The sequence below is a fragment of the Phytobacter sp. V91 genome, from assembly GCF_965644225.1.
Lineage (GTDB): Bacteria > Pseudomonadota > Gammaproteobacteria > Enterobacterales > Enterobacteriaceae > CBFFRJ01.
Genome location: NZ_CBFFRJ010000001.1, coordinates 1 through 15,886 on the forward strand (window position 1 = coordinate 1; position 15,886 = coordinate 15,886).

The following is a 15,886-nucleotide window of genomic DNA, read 5'->3' on the forward strand; positions in this document are numbered from 1 at the left end:
TGCAGCATCGCTTTTATCCGTCTTATTGCGGGTCAGTTCAGTCTTGCCAAAAGCGCTGATGCGCGCCGGATTTTCGAGGCTTACCCTGCAGCCGCTGTCAGCCAGCAGAGTGGCAAGTTCAGCGCTATAGCAACCGGTGGCTTCCATGCATACGTGGCAGTCGCCAAAGCGCTCCAGCCAGGCCAGGAACTCACGGCATCCGGCAGGAGTGTTGGCGAATTTTTTGGTTTTATATTTCTGTGTGGGTAACAGGACAGCGACATCGAATTTTGCTTTGGCGATATCCACGCCGACAGGAATGAGGTTCATCATGCCACTCCGTAACCTTATGAATATAATCGCCGGACCATCCTTATATGTGGGTGCTCAGTGGCACAGGATACCGTTCGGTCTTGAGGCGACAGGGAAATGGGTTGTCGGGGCATAATCTCTCCCACGGGCTCAGAGGCACCAGGGCCGGGTGATGCTCACCGACAACCCCCCCGATGATCAGTCGGGGATCTTCCCCGCCTGAGCGGGGAAGGTCAAGACATAAGGGCCGGGGTGAGGGTGTCTTAACCCACGCGCTGTCTGGTCATTGCCAGCAACTGGCTGACGTCCGCAGGGCGGGTATCGCCGCTCGCCTTATCAATAATAGAACTATAAATATGGGGAATGATTTTACTCACACCTGCATCCAGCGCGATCTGTAAAATCTCCGCGTAATTTTCCAGATCTATCCCCCCCGTCGGCTCCAGCCAGAAGTCAGCACGCGCACAGGCCTCAGCCACGGCCTGATACTCCTCGCGACATTTCAGCCCGCCCATCGGAAAATACTTTATTGAGCTGCCGCCCATATCTTTGAGCAACGCAATGGCCGTTTCCACCGGCACAATCGCGTCAGCGCTCTTGCTGCTAAGAGGCCCGGTGGAGATCTTAACCTGCCCTGGCGTACCCGTTGGGGAGACCAGCCCGTTGACAACTGTTGCAGATTGCCCGAGCAAGGCGCGACTGGTCGCCACCCCGGTAAAGACCTGGTTAACATGCTGGGGTTGTACCTCGCGGGAGATAGCGCTCACCATCGCTGACTGGTTCGGATCGCCCGCGCCCAGACCAACGGAGAGTGCATTGTCGATGCGCGCTGCGTACTCACGCATGTCCGCTACGGCCGTGGCGACGTCCGGGTAATTTTTGGACAGCACGCCCACCAGCACATGACCTTCGGCGGCTTCAAAAATGGCGCTGGCGTTCTCTTTGCTACCTGCCAGGACATTCAGACAGACGCGATCACGGTAAAAATTGGGGGTCAGTTTCATGCGGTTTGCTCCTTGTTCAACTCTTCGGCAATGCGCTTTGCCACGATAGCCAGCTGCGCCGGACTCACACTGCGGACATCGGCCTCAATAATCCCTTCATTGGCTTTGTAGCCACGGAAATAAATAGCGTATTCCCCCTGTTTAAGGGCGCTGACAAGCTCAGCGGTGGCAACGCCGGTGATGGCTTCATCAAATTTAATTTCGCTGCGGGCAATGTCACGCCCGGCACTGTCCCACACCACGCGGGCGCTGACGCCATTAAGGGTGTTCAGTTGGTCAATAAAGGGGGTCATTTTGGCCACCATCTCCGCCCCACTCTCTTTACTGGCGCTCAGAAAGTGTTCAATGGCGCAGGTCAGGCCAAGAATGCCCTCTTTCCCCACTTTCATCGCCCGGCCAATTCCGCCAGCCTGGCGTTTAACCCACTCAACATACTGGGTTTTGCCGATCACCAGACCGCTGGTTGGCCCTTCGATAGCCTTCGCGCCGCTGTAAATCACCAGCTCAGCGCCTGCACGGTAATAACGCTGCAAATCCTCTTCCGCTGCGGCATCAACAATCAGCGGCAGGTTATGTTTGCGCGCCACCACGGCGGCCTGCTCAACGCTGAGCATACTTTTTTGCACGCAGTGGTGTGACTTGATGAACAGGACCGCGGCGGTACGTGGCGAAATGGCAGCCGCAAGTTGCTCTGCTGAACATTCGTTGGCATAACCGGCTTCCACCACTTTGCCTCCCCCGAGAGCCACCATGGTGCCCACCGGCGCGCCGAAGTTGACGTTATGCCCACGCGGCAGGACGATTTCGTTGTTTTCTATCGGCGTGCGGTGCAGGTTTTCCAGCAACCAGTCACTGTCTTTTACCAGTACAGCCGCCACCGACTGAGCAATCCCTGCCGAGGCGCAGGAGACCACGGTTGCTCCTTCAACCTCCAGTAATCTGGCGATGTACTCCCCGGTCTTATTCACCAGATCTTTCATTTCGAAGTAGTGGTTCATACCACTTAGCACCGCCTCGACCACCTCCGGGCGCGGCGTAGAGACACCAAGCGCGGTCATGCGCCCTGATGCGTTAATCACTTGTTTTAAATTGTATTTCTCATAAATCGAAGGCATGTTCTGCACTCCCTTGTTCGGTCATATAGCCCTTGCCCGCACGAATGGCGGCCAGTGGCGTCAGTAACTGGTCGGCCTGTAAGCTGTCATTTTCCGCGTCAGTAAACAGAACCGGCTGACGGCGCAGGTCAAAAATGGTCAGGTCAGCGTCAAAGCCTGGCGCCAGCCGCCCTTTGCGGCGCAGACAAAGACCCTCGGCGGCATGGTCGGTGACGCAGGCGATCACCTGGGGCAGTGACATTCCGATAGCGAGAAATTTGGACATCACTTTTGCCAGGGAATACACCGGGCCATGAATTCGATTGCGGCAATAGATATCGGAGCTGATGGTGTGCGGCAAAATGCCTGCCGCAATCGCCTGTTGCGCCACCGCAAAACTAAAGCTGGCGCTGCCGTGGCCCACGTCCAGGCGCACGCCACGGGCAATCGCCCGGGTAACGGAGGCCCGAAGTTCGCCGGATGGCGTCAGAATGCGGTTAGGCTTGCCGTTATAGCAGTGGGTAATGATGTCCCCGGCGCTCAGGCGTTCGGCAATCTCGTCGAGGTTTGGCGGGTTATTGCCGATATGCACCATCAGCGGTAAATCGCCGTTCTGTTGCTGCATCGCCTTCGCGCGTTCCAGTGGCGTAATACCGTTGTCGCCGACCACGCTGCTGCTCATTCGCGCCTTCAAACCGACGATAAAATCCGGATAACGCTTCACCGCATCGCGCACGGCGGCGGCGTCAATATTCGCCATATTCGCCAGCTCATTTTGCGTAATCAGCCCCACGCGGGAGATATTCAGCAGCGCATAGACCTCAGTCACCGCGTCACGCGTGATCGTGTAGAAATCATCGACGTCATCGGCACCGGTGCTGCCTGCGTCAACCACCGTGGTCACGCCTGTTGCGATACCGACGCTGTCCGGCTTGTCGTTATAAATCGGTGAGTTGGGATAACAGTGGACATGGGAGTCAATCCAGCCAGCGCTGACGTAATGCTTTCCTGCCAGCTCCAGGGTTTTATCTGCCGGGGCGTTAATCTCGCCAACAGCCGCAATTTTGCCATCCTGGATGGCAATATTCGTCAGCCTGTCATCCACCAGACGCGCACGGCGCAGAAGTAAATCAAACATGCGTCTCTCCAGTGATAACGGGCGCTTTTGCGCCCGGTCGGGTCAAAGAGCAATTGGGAAAAGTGAGCCCAGCAGCATGGCGCCAAGAATAGCGCCCCCGGTAATCGGCTTCTGCCAGAGGTAGAACAGCAGCGCGCCCAACAGGGAGCCAACGCCAATAGGAATGGAGGCGGTCATCGCACTGAGAATAATCAACGACCCGAGGAAACGGCCTGAGGCATTACCCGCCCCCATCATCACGTCCGCCCCGTAGGTGGAATCGCTCTGGTTGATGGTGAACTTACGCGCCAGAATGATCAGATAGCCAATCGCCAGGCCAATCAGCAGGCCGGTTGCCAGCGAGGCGACAAAGTTCGCCACCGGAAAGACAAATCCCGCCCCCAGCAGCAGCGCCGGAACCCCTAAGCCCACGCCGGTCTGGATAGCGCCGCCGATGTCGAGGATCCCGACCAGCGATCCTTCGATAATGCGGGCAAACAGGAAGCTCGCGCCAAAGGCCGCCACCGCGCCGTAGACGCCGGTGTCCATACCTGCACGCAGCATCGACACAAAAGCGACTTCGTTAAAAGCGCCAATCCCGTAGAGGTAGTACATATGTGTTCCGGCAAAAACACCGGATGAGAGCAGACCGACGAAAATTGGGAATGACCAGTCGGCGTACCAAAACCCTTTATTCTGTTCCATCGTCTTTCCTTACTTGCCGCTGAGCGAGTTATGGATGAGCTCCAGCCAGTTCGGCGCGCTCAGGTGGAAGGACTCGATCATCTTCAGATCGAAACCACGGAAGAAGGCGCTGAGGACGAACAGGGCCACAATGGCGCTCATCATCACTTTGGTGACGCGGTTCCAGCCGCTCTCTTCCACCCCTTTACCGATCAGAATACCCAGCACCAGGCCCGGTACGGCGTTCCCCATAATGAGCTGCGCTGCGCCGCCAAAAACGGTAGCCCAGAAACCAGATTTCTTACCGGCATCGATTGCCGCCAGCCAGAAAATCACCGGCATCACGGTATTCACCAGCAGGTTCGCCGCAGGCACCAGTACCTTCACCGCCGTGACCTGCAATGCCGCCGGAACAGAAGAGGCAGTCAGATTAAGGAAGGTCACGACGATCATGCCGACCAGTCCACAGGCAAGCGCCATTTTTTTCGGGTTGTGCAGTGTTGCGCCCAGATTGCGGTTTTTCACCATCAGGGCTGCCGCCCCCCAGTTGGGGATGATGCGGTGATCAACATCCTGGGTGAACGCGCCCGCCGCCACGGACGATGCCCAGGCGTTAAAGAAGAAGCCTAAACCAAAGGAAAAGTGCGACGCCGGATCCCCTTCGCAGGAGTTCAGTTCGCCGAGGGTACGAAATGCGCCCATTCCCTGCGTGGTCGGCGCGTGAAACATGCGTGCAGCCCCGGCTCCCACACCGACGCCTACCAGGCCGCCGATAATGAGCGATTTTATGAGTATAATTAAGAACATCAGTCTGCCCTTTCAGTAAAAATCAGCGTTGCGTGACGAAATCCACGTTGTCGAGATTGATGGCCGTCACGTTGACAGTCACGTCCAGCTCCACGCTGTACGCACGTCTTTCGCGGCGCAGAAAGAAGAATAAAAAGGCCTCCTTCCGCGTCGATTCCTGCGCCTGAACAACCTGCACATCCTGTGGCTCAATGCGCAGTAAAATATGCGGTGATCCTTTCATCACCGCGGCCTGGACATGGTTCAGCGCATCGGAAAAGGCGCGGGTTTTACTTTCGCCCTTACCCTTAACCCTGACCGTGGTGGTGAAGTGTTCTTTCATGGTTATGCGCCGTATTTTTTCTGCCACGCCTGCACCAGACGCTCGCCCAACTCTTCTTTATCCATAAAGCCAAAACCCAGCACCGTGCAGCCTTCGTTAATGGCGGTGACGCCCTCTTCCACCGAGCGCATTCCGTATTTGGCTTTGTAGCCATATTTGGTCTGTGCGGTAATCGCTCCGGCACCGCCGCTGCCGCAAAACGAAATACCAAAGGTGGCGTTTTCCGCTTTCATCATGTCGCCAAGCTTCATATCTGCCGCCACACCCGGTACTACCACGGCCCGGGCACCTGCTTTTTCTACCCCAGCGGCCACTTTCTGGCCTTTACCCAGACGGTCACCAATCACCACCGTAATCTGTTCCATTGTTCGCTCCTTAAAGATTCTCTTTTGCGACTTCGAAGTGCACCGACAGCAGCCAGGCTTCTTCTTGCGGAAGGTTGCCAAACTCCGCCACCACGTCATGAGCCAGGCTCATCGACTCCGGCGAAATCTCGTCAAACAGGCTGGCCTCCACGTCCGGCAGCGGCTCGCCGGTCACCGAACGGTGTGCCATAGCGCGAAGGTGGGAGGTCAGCATTTGTTGCTGCACTGCGTTGGGTACAATGTTGTGCAGACTCAGCAGGGCATACACCCTTGGCAGCATGCGTTCGGCCAGGGTTGCCGTTTGCAAAGCCCAGTCTCCGGCGTCGTTCATTCCCGCTCCGTTATTCACTCGTCTTACCCCGTTAATGGCCTGCAATAAAACTAACGTTGCGGGTTAAGAGTTTGTAGCGAGGAGTTTTCCACTTCGAAGTGGAAAGGAAGATGCCCTTAGTGATCTACGCCACATAAACAGGCAGATTGCAGGCAACTGAAACTATGAAGGTCACATCTTTACGTAAATTATGCGGAAAACACCGTGGAAATAAGGATAAAAAACGTCAGACAGGAAGAGCAAAGTGTGAAGTGATAAGGGTTTCTTATGTGAAAAAGCATCGTACTTAGCGGCGAAGGAACATGTAAACGCATTTACAAAGAGTATGGTTATCTCAAGAACAGTGAAATTCTTCTGATCGCTCTCAGCATACTCACAAAAAGGGCGGCTGAACGGTAAGCCTGGTGTCGTATGTTTGCTGTTAAAAATGTCGTATATTTGCTATGGTGAATAAGTGTTCAAAGGAGGATAACATGACCACAAAAGCTCGTATTCAGTCACGACTGAAACGCTCAAAGCGTTATGTTTTCACTCGTGACGATTTCAAAGATCTTGCTGGCTACGACCAAATTGGTAGAGCACTGCGTACACTGGTGAAGGAAGGACAACTGCTGAAAGTAGGCTATGGCGTCTACACTAAAGCGCGGCAAAATGCGATTACCGGTAAGTTGATGCCTGCTGCTCCCGGAGGTTCCGCTGCGGTTGTGATTGAGGCCCTGGAACGTCTGAAAGTGGATTACCGCCTGGTTGGGGCGACAAGCGCCTATAATAGCGGTCAATCCACTCAAATCCCCGCATCACTGGAAATCAAAACCTCACCACGCTTTAAGAGAACGTTGTCAGTAGGGAACAGCAAATTAAATGGATGATTTAACAAAGTTATTCCCGGACGTGGCCGATGCTCTGGGCATTGGATCCGTTGCCATTGTAGAGAAAGATTATTACATCGTGGAATTATTGCGGTTGCTCCAGCCTCTGGCTTTTGATACGCATCAACTGGTTTTTGCCGGTGGAACTGCATTGTCAAAAGCAGGCTGAAAAGCTGATATCTATGATGCGCAGAACGGCTGCAAGCATGCGTGATGTTGAACGAGCAGTGGATGAGTCACTGGTGCGTCATATCTACGATAATTTTTGTATTGTCAGAGAGAAAGGGGCTGATATTCCAGTTTTGAAGCACTTCGTGCAAAAATGCATTGATCAGGATATTGAACGTTACGGCGCTCAGCATCCTGAATTCTGCGAGTCGCCTGTTGAAGAGCTGAAAATGGGGCTGGAAGAACTGGCGAGCAATCCTGTTTACAAGGAACGCTATCTGCAGTTCGTCACGCCAATGGTATTCGGTGAAAACCACGTTTCATGGGAAGAGGCCTATGCCAGTTTTCGAAAAACGGCATTGGATGTAGTGGATGCATAGCGCCAAATATATTCTCGATTATTAATACCTTCCTGTACAAGCCCAGTCCCAATTCGAGTCACAAAATCAAAGAGTTAATCTGTTGGTATCGATGTTAATACATTATTTAAAATAATCGTTTATTTTTAAATCAAAGGATTAATCATTATATAGATAGGATCATGCCCCGGAACGCAGCGCATTCAGAAAGAAGTCAGTGAAAGACGAAACGATGGGCAGTCGCGGCCTGACCGGCAGGCGCAGCAAATGCATAGGTCGTTCAGGCGGTAAGTAGTCTGGTAACACCTGGCAGAGCCGACCTTCGTCAATATCGCGCTGCAGAGTCAGGGTGGAGTGCAGGACAATTCCCAGCCCGGAGAGCGCGGCCTGGCGAATGGCCTCGCCGGAATCGACCATCAGACGGGGCGTTATCGGGATGTCATAGCTGCCGGACGGGCCCTGCAGAGACCAGCGATGATCCGATCGCCACTGGCTAAAACTGATGCAATGATGCTGTTTCAGATCGTCAGGCTTCAGAGGTATCCCCTGGCGTTGCAAATAGTCAGGAGAAGCCGCCAGCAGCATCCGGTATGGCGGAAGGGGAACAGCAATCATCCCGTCATCGTTAATAGTGCCGATCCTGACCGCCAGGTGAAAACGCTCCTCAATCAGATCCACTTTGCGGTCACTCAGCACCACTTGTGCATCCACGCCCGGATGCTGCTGTAAGAAGCGTGCAAGGATCGGCGTCAGTACCTGGTGACCAAAAGTGACGGGGGCGCTGATACGCAGCAGACCGGCGACATTTTCATTAAGCTGGCTGGCCAGCCCATCCGCCTCGCGGACGGTGGCAAGGATTTGCAGACCAATCTGGTAAAAGCGCTGACCAGCATCGGTCACCCCCTGGCGTCGGGTGGTACGATGAAGTAACTGACAACCTGTTCTGCGCTCCAGCTCCTGAACATGTTTGCCCACCATCGCTGGCGTTATCCCCAGCTCATCAGCGGCGGCGGTAAAACTGCCGCAGGTTACCGTGCGAACAAAGGATTCAACGCATTTGATATAGTCCATGCCGCTCTCAATTATAAATTTTTACTATCAAATCATGATAGCAAAGCACGCTTTATCCTCACCATACTGCAACTGATAATGATGAGCCCCTATTTTATTCGGTCATTCTATTATGCAATCACTGGTTTTCAGTCATTTTGGTTCTGCCGATGTGTTGTTCCTGCGCGACAGCGCCACGCCAGTACCAGGAGAAGGCGACATTCTCGTTGAAGTCTCTGCCGCCGGGCTGAACTTCGCCGACGTCTATCGCCGCCAGGGGCGCTATCCGCTGGCAGGACTTGCCCCATGGACTGCCGGTTATGAAGGCGCCGGGCGGGTGGTGCAGGTGGGCGCAGGCGTGACGGACTGGCAGCCAGGCGATCGCATTGGCTTTAGCGATGTGCCACTGGCGCATGCCAGCCATATCCTGGTTCCGCAAACCCACGCCATTCACTTGCCCGACTGGCTGAGCGAAGAACAGGCCGCCGCCGTGCTGTTGCAGGGGCTGACCGCCGATTACCTGATTCATGACGTGCTACCCGTATTGCCAGGGATGCATGTTGCCGTACTGGCGGCGGCAGGTGGCGTTGGACGCCTGCTCACGCAAATGCTGGTTCACCGGGGAGTACAGGTGGTCGCCGTGGCATCAAGCCTGGAGAAGCAGGAAATCTGCCTTGCGCATGGCGCGCACATCGCGGTGGGTTACGACAACTGGCAAACAGCGGCAGCAGGCTGCGACATCGTTTTTGACTCCGTTGGCAGCACCCTGCTGCAAAGCCTGGAGGCCATCAAAGAGGGCGGCCGGGTGGTGCTGTTTGGCATGTCGGGTGGACAGATCCCGGCGGTGGATCCGGCTGATTTTCTGCTGAAATCCTCTGGTGTTCTGGGGGCAGATTTGTGGACTTATTTAACATCGCGTGAAGAACGGCAGTTACGCGCAGATCGTCTTTTTGGATTGATTGATGCAGGCTATGTTGCCTTACCGACCATCACCACATTTGCCCTTAATGAAGGAGCAAAAGCGCATCGCCTGCTGGAGGACCGGGCATTTAGCGGCAAAATCGTGCTTATCCCATAGGAGGGAAAAAGCAGGGCCAGCGCCCTGCTTCGGGAGATTTAGCGGAACTTCTTGTGATTACTGTTGCGGGTCGCTTTAAACTCTTCAGCAGCCGCTTTGGCTTCCTGCACTTTACCTTCAGTGGCCAGTTTCAGCGCCCCGTCAATCTGAGTTATCAGCGTCTCCATGCCCTGGCGATAATCTTTCATCTCCGGGCTGTCTGGCGCTTTACCTTCCAGTTTGACTGGCGTCGCTTTTTGCGCATCCACGGCGGCAGTGCGCATTTTGCTTAATGCCTCTTTGATTGTCGCTGCGTCATCCGCTTTTTCGACAATTTTGAGATTGGCATTTAGGGTGTCCATGTCCTCTTCAAGATCGGCGGCAAAGACCTGCGCCGAACCGAGGACAAGGGTAGAGACAGCTAACATTGCCAGCAGTTTTTTCCGCATTGCTCACTTCCTTTTTTTATTATTGAAGTGAGGCGCTATAGCAGCGCCCCGGTATTACTGGCCGGCGATTTTCATCTCCGGCAGCAACACTGAACCACACTGAATGTTGCTACGCGTTTCGATATCGTCAGCAATAGTGACAATATTACGCCACATATCTTTAAGATTTCCTGCAATGGTAATCTCACTCACCGGATACTGGATTTCACCGTTTTCCACCCAGAACCCCGCCGCGCCACGGGAGTAATCCCCGGTAATACCGCTGACGCCCTGACCCATTAGTTCGGTCACCACAAGGCCGGTGCCCATCTGCTTAAGCAGTTGCTCAAAGCCTAAGCCGCGACCGGCAATACGCCAGTTGTGAATGCCGCCCGCGTGACCGGTGCTTTTCAGCCCGAGTTTGCGCGCAGAATAGTTGGTGAGCAGCCACTGGGTGAGTACGCCCTCTTTAATAATATCGCGGCGCTCGGTACGTACCCCTTCGCTGTCAAACGGAGTGGAAGCCAGGCCTTTAAGCAGATGCGGATGCTCTTCAATCGTCAGCCATTCCGGCAGGATCTGTTTACCAAGATAGTCCAGCAGGAAAGTTGATTTGCGGTACACCGCACCGCCCGCAATGGCGCCAACCAGATGACCAAACAGGCCGGTTGCGACTTCATTGGCAAAAATCACCGGGGCCTTCATGGTCGACAGCTTACGCGGCGCAAGACGGGACAACGTACGGCGGGCACACTCTTCACCTACCCACTCCGGGCTTTGCAGGTCGCGAATATCACGCCCAATGGTGTAAGCGTAATCGCGTTCCATATCGCCGTTTTCTTCGGCAATCACACAGCTTGAAAGGGAGTGGCGGGTTGATGCGTAACCCTGCAACATACCGTGGCTGTTGCCAAAGACTTTAATCCCGTAATGGCTGTTAAAACTGCCACCTTCCGTATTGTTGATGCGTTTGTCGGCTTTCAGTGCCGCCTGTTCAGCCCGTGAAGCAAGCTCAATAGCTTCATCCGGGGAGACTTCCGCCGGATGGAACAGATCCAGATCCGGTGCCTCAAACGCCAGCAGCTCTTTTTCTGCTACTCCGGCATAGGGGTCCGGGGAGGTGTAGCGGGCAATGTCCAGCGCCGCCTGCACCGTGCGGGCAATGGCGTCCGGACTTAAATCGGTCGATGAAGCGCTGCCTTTGCGGTTTTGGTGATACACCGTGATACCCAGCGCGCCGTCACTGTTGAACTCGACGTTCTCCACTTCACCGTAACGCGTACTGACGCTAATGCCGGTGGTTTTGCTGACGGCAACTTCCGCGCCGTCTGATTTACCCGCCGCCAGTTCCAGTGCGGTAGAGACCGCCTCTTCCAGTGCTTTACGTTGTTGTGCAACTTGTGTGATTACTTTCATCGCCAATGCCATAATTAAAGGAGAGATAATTTGAAGTCTAACAGAGAACCGTTTTTCAGTGCGCACCTTAACTGGTAACATTAGCCTCTTTTTTAAGGAGCCATAGATGACAAAGCAGCCCGAAGACTGGCTCGACGACGTTCCCGGTGACGACATCGAGGACGAAGATGATGAGATAATCTGGGTCAGTAAAAGTGAAATTAAGCGCGATGCCGAAGAGTTAAAGCAGCTCGGCCTGGAAATGGTTGAACTGGGCAAAAACGCGCTGGATAAAATCCCGCTCGACCCGGATCTGCGCGCCGCGATCGAACTCGCCCAACGTATCAAGAAAGAAGGTCGCCGCCGCCAGCTGCAGCTGATTGGCAAAATGTTGCGTCAGCGCGACGTTGACCCCATTCGCCAGGCGCTGGATAAGCTGAAAAACCGCCATAACCAGCAGGTGGCGCTGTTCCACAAACTGGAACAGATCCGCGATCGCCTGATTGAAAATGGCGACGAGGCAATGGAAGAAGTAATGAGCCTGTGGCCTGACGCCGACCGTCAGCAACTGCGTTCGCTTATCCGTAATGCCAAAAAAGAGAAAGAAGGCAATAAGCCGCCGAAATCTTCTCGTCTGATTTTCCAGTATTTGCGCGAGCTGGCAGAAGGTCAGGAATAACCTCCTTCTCAGATGTGCGGGGCTCACCTCCGCACATCGCTTTTCTTTACCGAGTTCTATTTCCATACCCCAGTATTTTTCTCGCCGCTGAATGACTCCCCCCTACTATTTCAAATGTACCCTGTACATGAAAAAACTTTACGCATGTACTCCGTACACTTAAAATAACAAAGCATCGTGCTACTATCAGGGAATAAGAGAGCGATGAGATAACGATGAAAGACGAATTATTTGCCGATCTGCTGGCCAGTGCAGAAGAGATGGTAAGAATTGAAAAAGGTGAACAAACACCTGCGCCAGAACATGTTCATACCTTTAGCGAAATTGACGTTAAAGCGATTCGTGAAGCAACCGGGTTAAAACAACAGGACTTTGCCATAGCAGTCGGCGTGAGCTATGACCTGGTGAAAAGCTGGGAGTCAAAACGACGCCAGCCAACCGGAGCACCGAGAAAACTTCTTCTCCTTTTACAGGCGAATCCTTTTGTTATTAATCAGCTAAAAGCCATTTAAAGTACGACAAAAGCGCCTGCTGTTAACAAATAGCGAAAGAATAAAAAGATAACGCCGCGCCATTCCCATCAGATGGCGCGGCGGTATGTCACTGAAAAAGCGTTATTTCAGCAGGGCAATGCTGTGCTCAATTTGTTTTTCGATTTCCGCTTCGCTCCAGTCCGCCAGCGCTGACGAAAACGGTTCGAAAGAGTAGTTACCGCGATAGCCCATCGCTTCCAGCCGTTTCACCTGACGATTGTTCTCCAGCACATCTTTATCACTAAGCATCACTCGCTCTTCATCGGTGAGCAGGGTAATCGGGCGCTTATCTTCAACGCCGGAAAGGTGTACCAGGCCTATCGCAGAGACATCAATATGCGCGGCAAACTCCTTTTCCGCCTCCTCATAAAGATGATGGTGGAAGGTATCCAGTAGCACGTTAAAAGGCGAGCCTGCTGCGTGGATCAGCCGCTGGGCATGCACCGCCGAGCGCAGTGAGCTGAACGGGAAACCCAGAGGCTCGATAAACCCCTGAATCCCGACAGAGGCAAATAATCCACTCAGTCGTTTGATGGCGTCGATGGTCGTTGCATCAGCGACGGGCGTCCCCTCGTTCAATGGACAAAGTACCAAAGCTCTGGCGCCGACCCGTTGCGCGTCACGCAGCAGATCTTCCGCTTTTTTCAGCATCTCTTCACTGAGCTGGTTGAACGGATACAACGCATTAACGGTGAGGATCTCCAGACAATGTTTGTCCGCGAGTTCCGCCACCTGCGCAGGGCTTAACTCATCGGTGATGCTGCCACCCGGCATATCATTACGCAGCTAGACTTTATGTAAACCCAGGCGTTGTACCAGTTTAAAAAAGCGCTCGATAGATAACCCTGGCGCAATTTTGCGGTTAACACAGAATCGGTCTCTTGCAATATTCATATATCCTCCAGTCAGACCCTGAATGCATAAAATCCCCCAATCCATCAGCACAATTTACGACCAGAACCAGAGACTTACTTTGACTATTTGGCTAAAAAAACAGCGCATTTAGTGACGTTTATCACAGTGCCCCGCCAGCGGCTGATGGATCCTGCGCAGGCTGAAATCAGCCAGAAAAAACGCGCCTGTCCGGCGCGCGTGGTGGGAAAAACGCATATCAGTACTGTCTGGCCTGCCCGATATGTTCGTTAAGCCGGCGGGAAACTTCCAGGATACGCTCGCTTTGGGATACCTGAGCGCCTCCGACTCGCCACCAGCTCAGGTACTGGCCCACCATCGTTTTGGGCAGCACTTTAATATCAATCAGCGTGCTCACCGTCTGGTGCCGGGCATCAGCCAGCGCGGCCTGTAACTCCTCGAGGGTGGTAACCCGATAGCTCTTACAGCCATAACCTTCGGCAATACGGGCAAAATCAACCGGGATTAACCCACCTTCCTGGCGTCCGTTCTCCTGCTGATGGAAACGGAACTCCGTAAAGAAGCTGTTCATTCCATGGCCCATTTGCAGGTTGTTAATACAGCCGTTGGTCATGTTATCCAGCAGGATGACGTTGATCTTTTTCCCCATCTGTACCGAGGTCACCAGCTCTGAATGCAGCATCATAAAGGAGCCATCCCCCACGAAGCAGTAGACATCGCGCTCAGGCTGAGCCAGTTTTGCCCCCAGTGCCGCATTCACCTCGTAGCCCATACAGGAGTAACCATACTCAACGTGATAGTCATTGTCGCCCCGACTCTGCCAGACGCGTTGCAGATCCCCCGGCAGGCTGCCTGCCGCCGCGACAATCAGTGCGTTTTCCGGTAACTGTCTGTTCAGCACGCCCAGAACCCGGGTTTGCGTCAGGCAGGAACGGGTGATCTCCTGAAACTCGGCAAAAACTTTGCGGGTATCAAGATGGTCGTCAATTTCCGGCTGGAAGTCATCGCCGGTGTATTCCAGCGAATAGACGCGTTCCACTTCGGCTTTGTAGCGCGCCTGAGCGCTGGCAATCTCCTCGCCCCACTGGCTGCGGTAGCCGGTTTTCCCCAGTTGCTCACTCAGCTGCGTCAGTGCTTCACGCGCATCCGCCTGCATTTGCACGCCATCAAGCTTACAGGCATCGAAACGGCTGATATTGATATTGAGGTACCGCACATCCGGGTGCTGGAAAATCCATTTTGAGGAGGTCGTAAAATCGGTGTAGCGCGTCCCGACCCCAATCACCAGATCGGCCTCTTTCGCCAGCAGGTTGGCGGCCAGCGATCCAGTCTCGCCAATCCCCCCCACGTTAAGCACCAGTTCGGAACTGAGCGCCCCCTTCCCGGCCTGGGTTTCGCCAATGGGCAAGCCAAAGCGCTGGGCAAAATCGAGCAGCGCCGCTTCGGCCTGGGAATATTTCACGCCACCGCCACAGATCACCAGCGGTCGTTTACTACGGCGAATGACCTCTACCGCTTCGGCAAGCATCGCAGCGGTAGGCGCGTGCCGCTCCAGACGCCAGACCCGGCGTTTAAAGAAATAATCAGGATAGTCATAAGCTTCCCCCTGCACATCCTGCGGCAGGCAGAGGGTCACCGCCCCGGTATCCGCCGGGTCGGTCAGCACCCGCATGGCGCTGATGCAGGCGGTCATCAGCTGTTCCGGGCGGGTAATACGATCCCAGTACCGGCTCACCGCACGGAACGCATCATTGGTGCTGATGCTCAGATCGTGCTCCTGCTCAATCTGCTGCAATACCGGATCGGGCTGGCGTGACGCATAGACATCCCCCGGCAGCAGTAGCAGAGGAATGCGGTTGGCTGTCGCGGTTGCCGCTGCGGTGATCATATTCGCCGCCCCTGGCCCCACCGAAGAGGTGCAGGCATAAATCTGCTGGCGAAGTTTCTGCCGGGCAAAACCGGTGGCGATATGCGCCATACCCTGTTCATTTCGCCCCTGATGAACGCTGAGCTGGCCGCAGTCCTCTTCCAGCGCCTGGCCTAAACCGACGACGTTGCCGTGACCAAAAATCGCGAAGATCCCTTTAACGAATTTGATCTCCTGGCCGTCGACGTCGATATACTGATTGTCAAGAAAGCGCACCAGTGCCTGCGCCATGGTCAACCTGATTGTTTTCATCTACCCCACCTGCTTTTATCGGTCATTGGCTGAGCGGCTTACGCCCCGTCAGACCCCACATTAAAAATACGCGTAATCAGAATGGAAATTTCCATTACACTGATTATATGGAATTTATATTCCACTTATGCGAAGAAGATCAACAAGCGGTTAAAAAATTCCGATTTTTTGCGCTTTGTCGCTAAATACGAAATTTTTCTTTCATTTTTAATGAATTGTTAATTTTATTTTTAAAATCAATTAACTATAAAAGTTCACATCAATTAATACAGACTTTCATT

Annotated in this window: 17 protein-coding genes and 2 pseudogenes; 5 read left to right on the plus strand and 14 right to left on the minus strand. The window is 54.0% G+C overall.

Translation table 11 applies throughout. The features are described from left to right. From ACSZO4_RS00005 to ACSZO4_RS00045, 9 genes are all read right to left on the minus strand, one after another. A partial coding sequence (locus tag ACSZO4_RS00005) for an IS110 family transposase (protein ID WP_437886782.1) occupies window positions 1-312 on the minus strand: 312 nt, incomplete at its 3' end. A gap of 242 nt (window positions 313-554) precedes the next feature. Continuing rightward, window positions 555-1,295 carry a 2-dehydro-3-deoxy-phosphogluconate aldolase gene (gene dagF / locus ACSZO4_RS00010; RefSeq protein WP_437886783.1) on the minus strand — a complete coding sequence of 247 codons (741 nt, stop codon included), beginning with the start codon at window positions 1,293-1,295 and terminating at the stop codon, window positions 555-557. Then, window positions 1,292-2,410: a DgaE family pyridoxal phosphate-dependent ammonia lyase gene (locus ACSZO4_RS00015; protein WP_437886784.1), complete on the minus strand. Its 1,119-nt coding sequence runs from the start codon at window positions 2,408-2,410 to the stop codon at window positions 1,292-1,294. Before ACSZO4_RS00015 ends, dagF begins: the two co-directional genes overlap by 4 nt. Further along, on the minus strand, window positions 2,394-3,527 hold the full coding sequence (locus ACSZO4_RS00020) for an amidohydrolase/deacetylase family metallohydrolase (RefSeq protein WP_437886785.1): 1,134 nt from the start codon (window positions 3,525-3,527) through the stop codon (window positions 2,394-2,396). Before ACSZO4_RS00020 ends, ACSZO4_RS00015 begins: the two co-directional genes overlap by 17 nt. Window positions 3,528-3,569: 42 nt before the next feature. Beyond that, on the minus strand, window positions 3,570-4,211 hold the full coding sequence (locus ACSZO4_RS00025; RefSeq protein WP_437886786.1) for a DUF4310 family protein: 642 nt from the start codon (window positions 4,209-4,211) through the stop codon (window positions 3,570-3,572). Window positions 4,212-4,220: 9 nt separating this feature from the next. Next, entirely contained in the window at window positions 4,221-4,997 is a 777-nt protein-coding gene (locus ACSZO4_RS00030) for a DUF4311 domain-containing protein (RefSeq protein ID WP_437886787.1), read from the minus strand. A gap of 22 nt (window positions 4,998-5,019) precedes the next feature. After that, on the minus strand, window positions 5,020-5,319 hold the full coding sequence (locus ACSZO4_RS00035; protein ID WP_437886788.1) for a DUF4312 family protein: 300 nt from the start codon (window positions 5,317-5,319) through the stop codon (window positions 5,020-5,022). Window positions 5,320-5,321: 2 nt separating this feature from the next. Next, the gene (locus tag ACSZO4_RS00040; protein ID WP_437886789.1) at window positions 5,322-5,684 is read right to left on the minus strand and encodes an SFCGS family glycine-rich protein; all 363 of its coding nucleotides are present in this window, start codon (window positions 5,682-5,684) and stop codon (window positions 5,322-5,324) included. A gap of 10 nt (window positions 5,685-5,694) precedes the next feature. After that, window positions 5,695-6,015, minus strand: a complete 321-nt coding sequence (locus ACSZO4_RS00045; protein WP_437886790.1) for a glycine dehydrogenase — start codon at window positions 6,013-6,015, stop codon at window positions 5,695-5,697. A gap of 473 nt (window positions 6,016-6,488) precedes the next feature. On the opposite strand from ACSZO4_RS00045, the gene ACSZO4_RS00050 reads away from it, so the two are divergent. Together ACSZO4_RS00050 and ACSZO4_RS00055 are read left to right on the plus strand one after the other, a co-directional pair. Further along, window positions 6,489-6,884, plus strand: a complete 396-nt coding sequence (locus tag ACSZO4_RS00050; protein WP_437886791.1) for a DUF6088 family protein — start codon at window positions 6,489-6,491, stop codon at window positions 6,882-6,884. After that, window positions 6,877-7,432: pseudogene (locus ACSZO4_RS00055) on the plus strand (hypothetical protein). Before ACSZO4_RS00050 ends, ACSZO4_RS00055 begins: the two are co-directional and overlap by 8 nt. A gap of 159 nt (window positions 7,433-7,591) precedes the next feature. Here ACSZO4_RS00055 and ACSZO4_RS00060 read toward each other — a convergent pair. After that, on the minus strand, window positions 7,592-8,482 hold the full coding sequence (locus ACSZO4_RS00060) for a LysR family transcriptional regulator (RefSeq protein WP_437886792.1): 891 nt from the start codon (window positions 8,480-8,482) through the stop codon (window positions 7,592-7,594). Window positions 8,483-8,594: 112 nt separating this feature from the next. Here ACSZO4_RS00060 and ACSZO4_RS00065 point away from each other — a divergent pair, with 112 nt between their 5' ends. Next, window positions 8,595-9,539, plus strand: coding sequence for a quinone oxidoreductase family protein (locus ACSZO4_RS00065; RefSeq protein ID WP_437886793.1), 945 nt, complete (start codon window positions 8,595-8,597; stop codon window positions 9,537-9,539). Between the two features lie 38 nt (window positions 9,540-9,577). Here the strand turns inward: ACSZO4_RS00065 and cybC are convergent, their stop codons facing one another. Both cybC and pmbA read right to left on the minus strand, forming a co-directional pair. Continuing rightward, window positions 9,578-9,967 (minus strand): cytochrome b562, encoded by a 390-nt coding sequence (gene cybC / locus ACSZO4_RS00070; protein ID WP_437886794.1) that lies wholly within the window; start codon window positions 9,965-9,967, stop codon window positions 9,578-9,580. A gap of 54 nt (window positions 9,968-10,021) precedes the next feature. Continuing rightward, window positions 10,022-11,374 carry a metalloprotease PmbA gene (pmbA, locus tag ACSZO4_RS00075; protein WP_437886795.1) on the minus strand — a complete coding sequence of 451 codons (1,353 nt, stop codon included), beginning with the start codon at window positions 11,372-11,374 and terminating at the stop codon, window positions 10,022-10,024. A gap of 94 nt (window positions 11,375-11,468) precedes the next feature. Between pmbA and yjgA the strand changes: the two genes are divergently transcribed. Together yjgA and nadS are read left to right on the plus strand one after the other, a co-directional pair. Further along, window positions 11,469-12,020, plus strand: coding sequence for a ribosome biogenesis factor YjgA (gene yjgA, locus ACSZO4_RS00080; RefSeq protein ID WP_437886796.1), 552 nt, complete (start codon window positions 11,469-11,471; stop codon window positions 12,018-12,020). A 215-nt stretch (window positions 12,021-12,235) separates the two neighbouring features. Continuing rightward, window positions 12,236-12,532, plus strand: coding sequence for a NadS family protein (gene nadS / locus ACSZO4_RS00085; protein WP_437886797.1), 297 nt, complete (start codon window positions 12,236-12,238; stop codon window positions 12,530-12,532). 102 nt (window positions 12,533-12,634) lie between these two features. On the opposite strand, the pseudogene ACSZO4_RS00090 reads toward nadS, so the two are convergent. Further along, window positions 12,635-13,447, minus strand: a pseudogene (locus ACSZO4_RS00090) (TIM barrel protein). A gap of 217 nt (window positions 13,448-13,664) precedes the next feature. Then, on the minus strand, window positions 13,665-15,605 hold the full coding sequence (iolD, locus tag ACSZO4_RS00095; protein WP_437886798.1) for a 3D-(3,5/4)-trihydroxycyclohexane-1,2-dione acylhydrolase (decyclizing): 1,941 nt from the start codon (window positions 15,603-15,605) through the stop codon (window positions 13,665-13,667). Window positions 15,606-15,886: the final 281 nt, after the last annotated feature.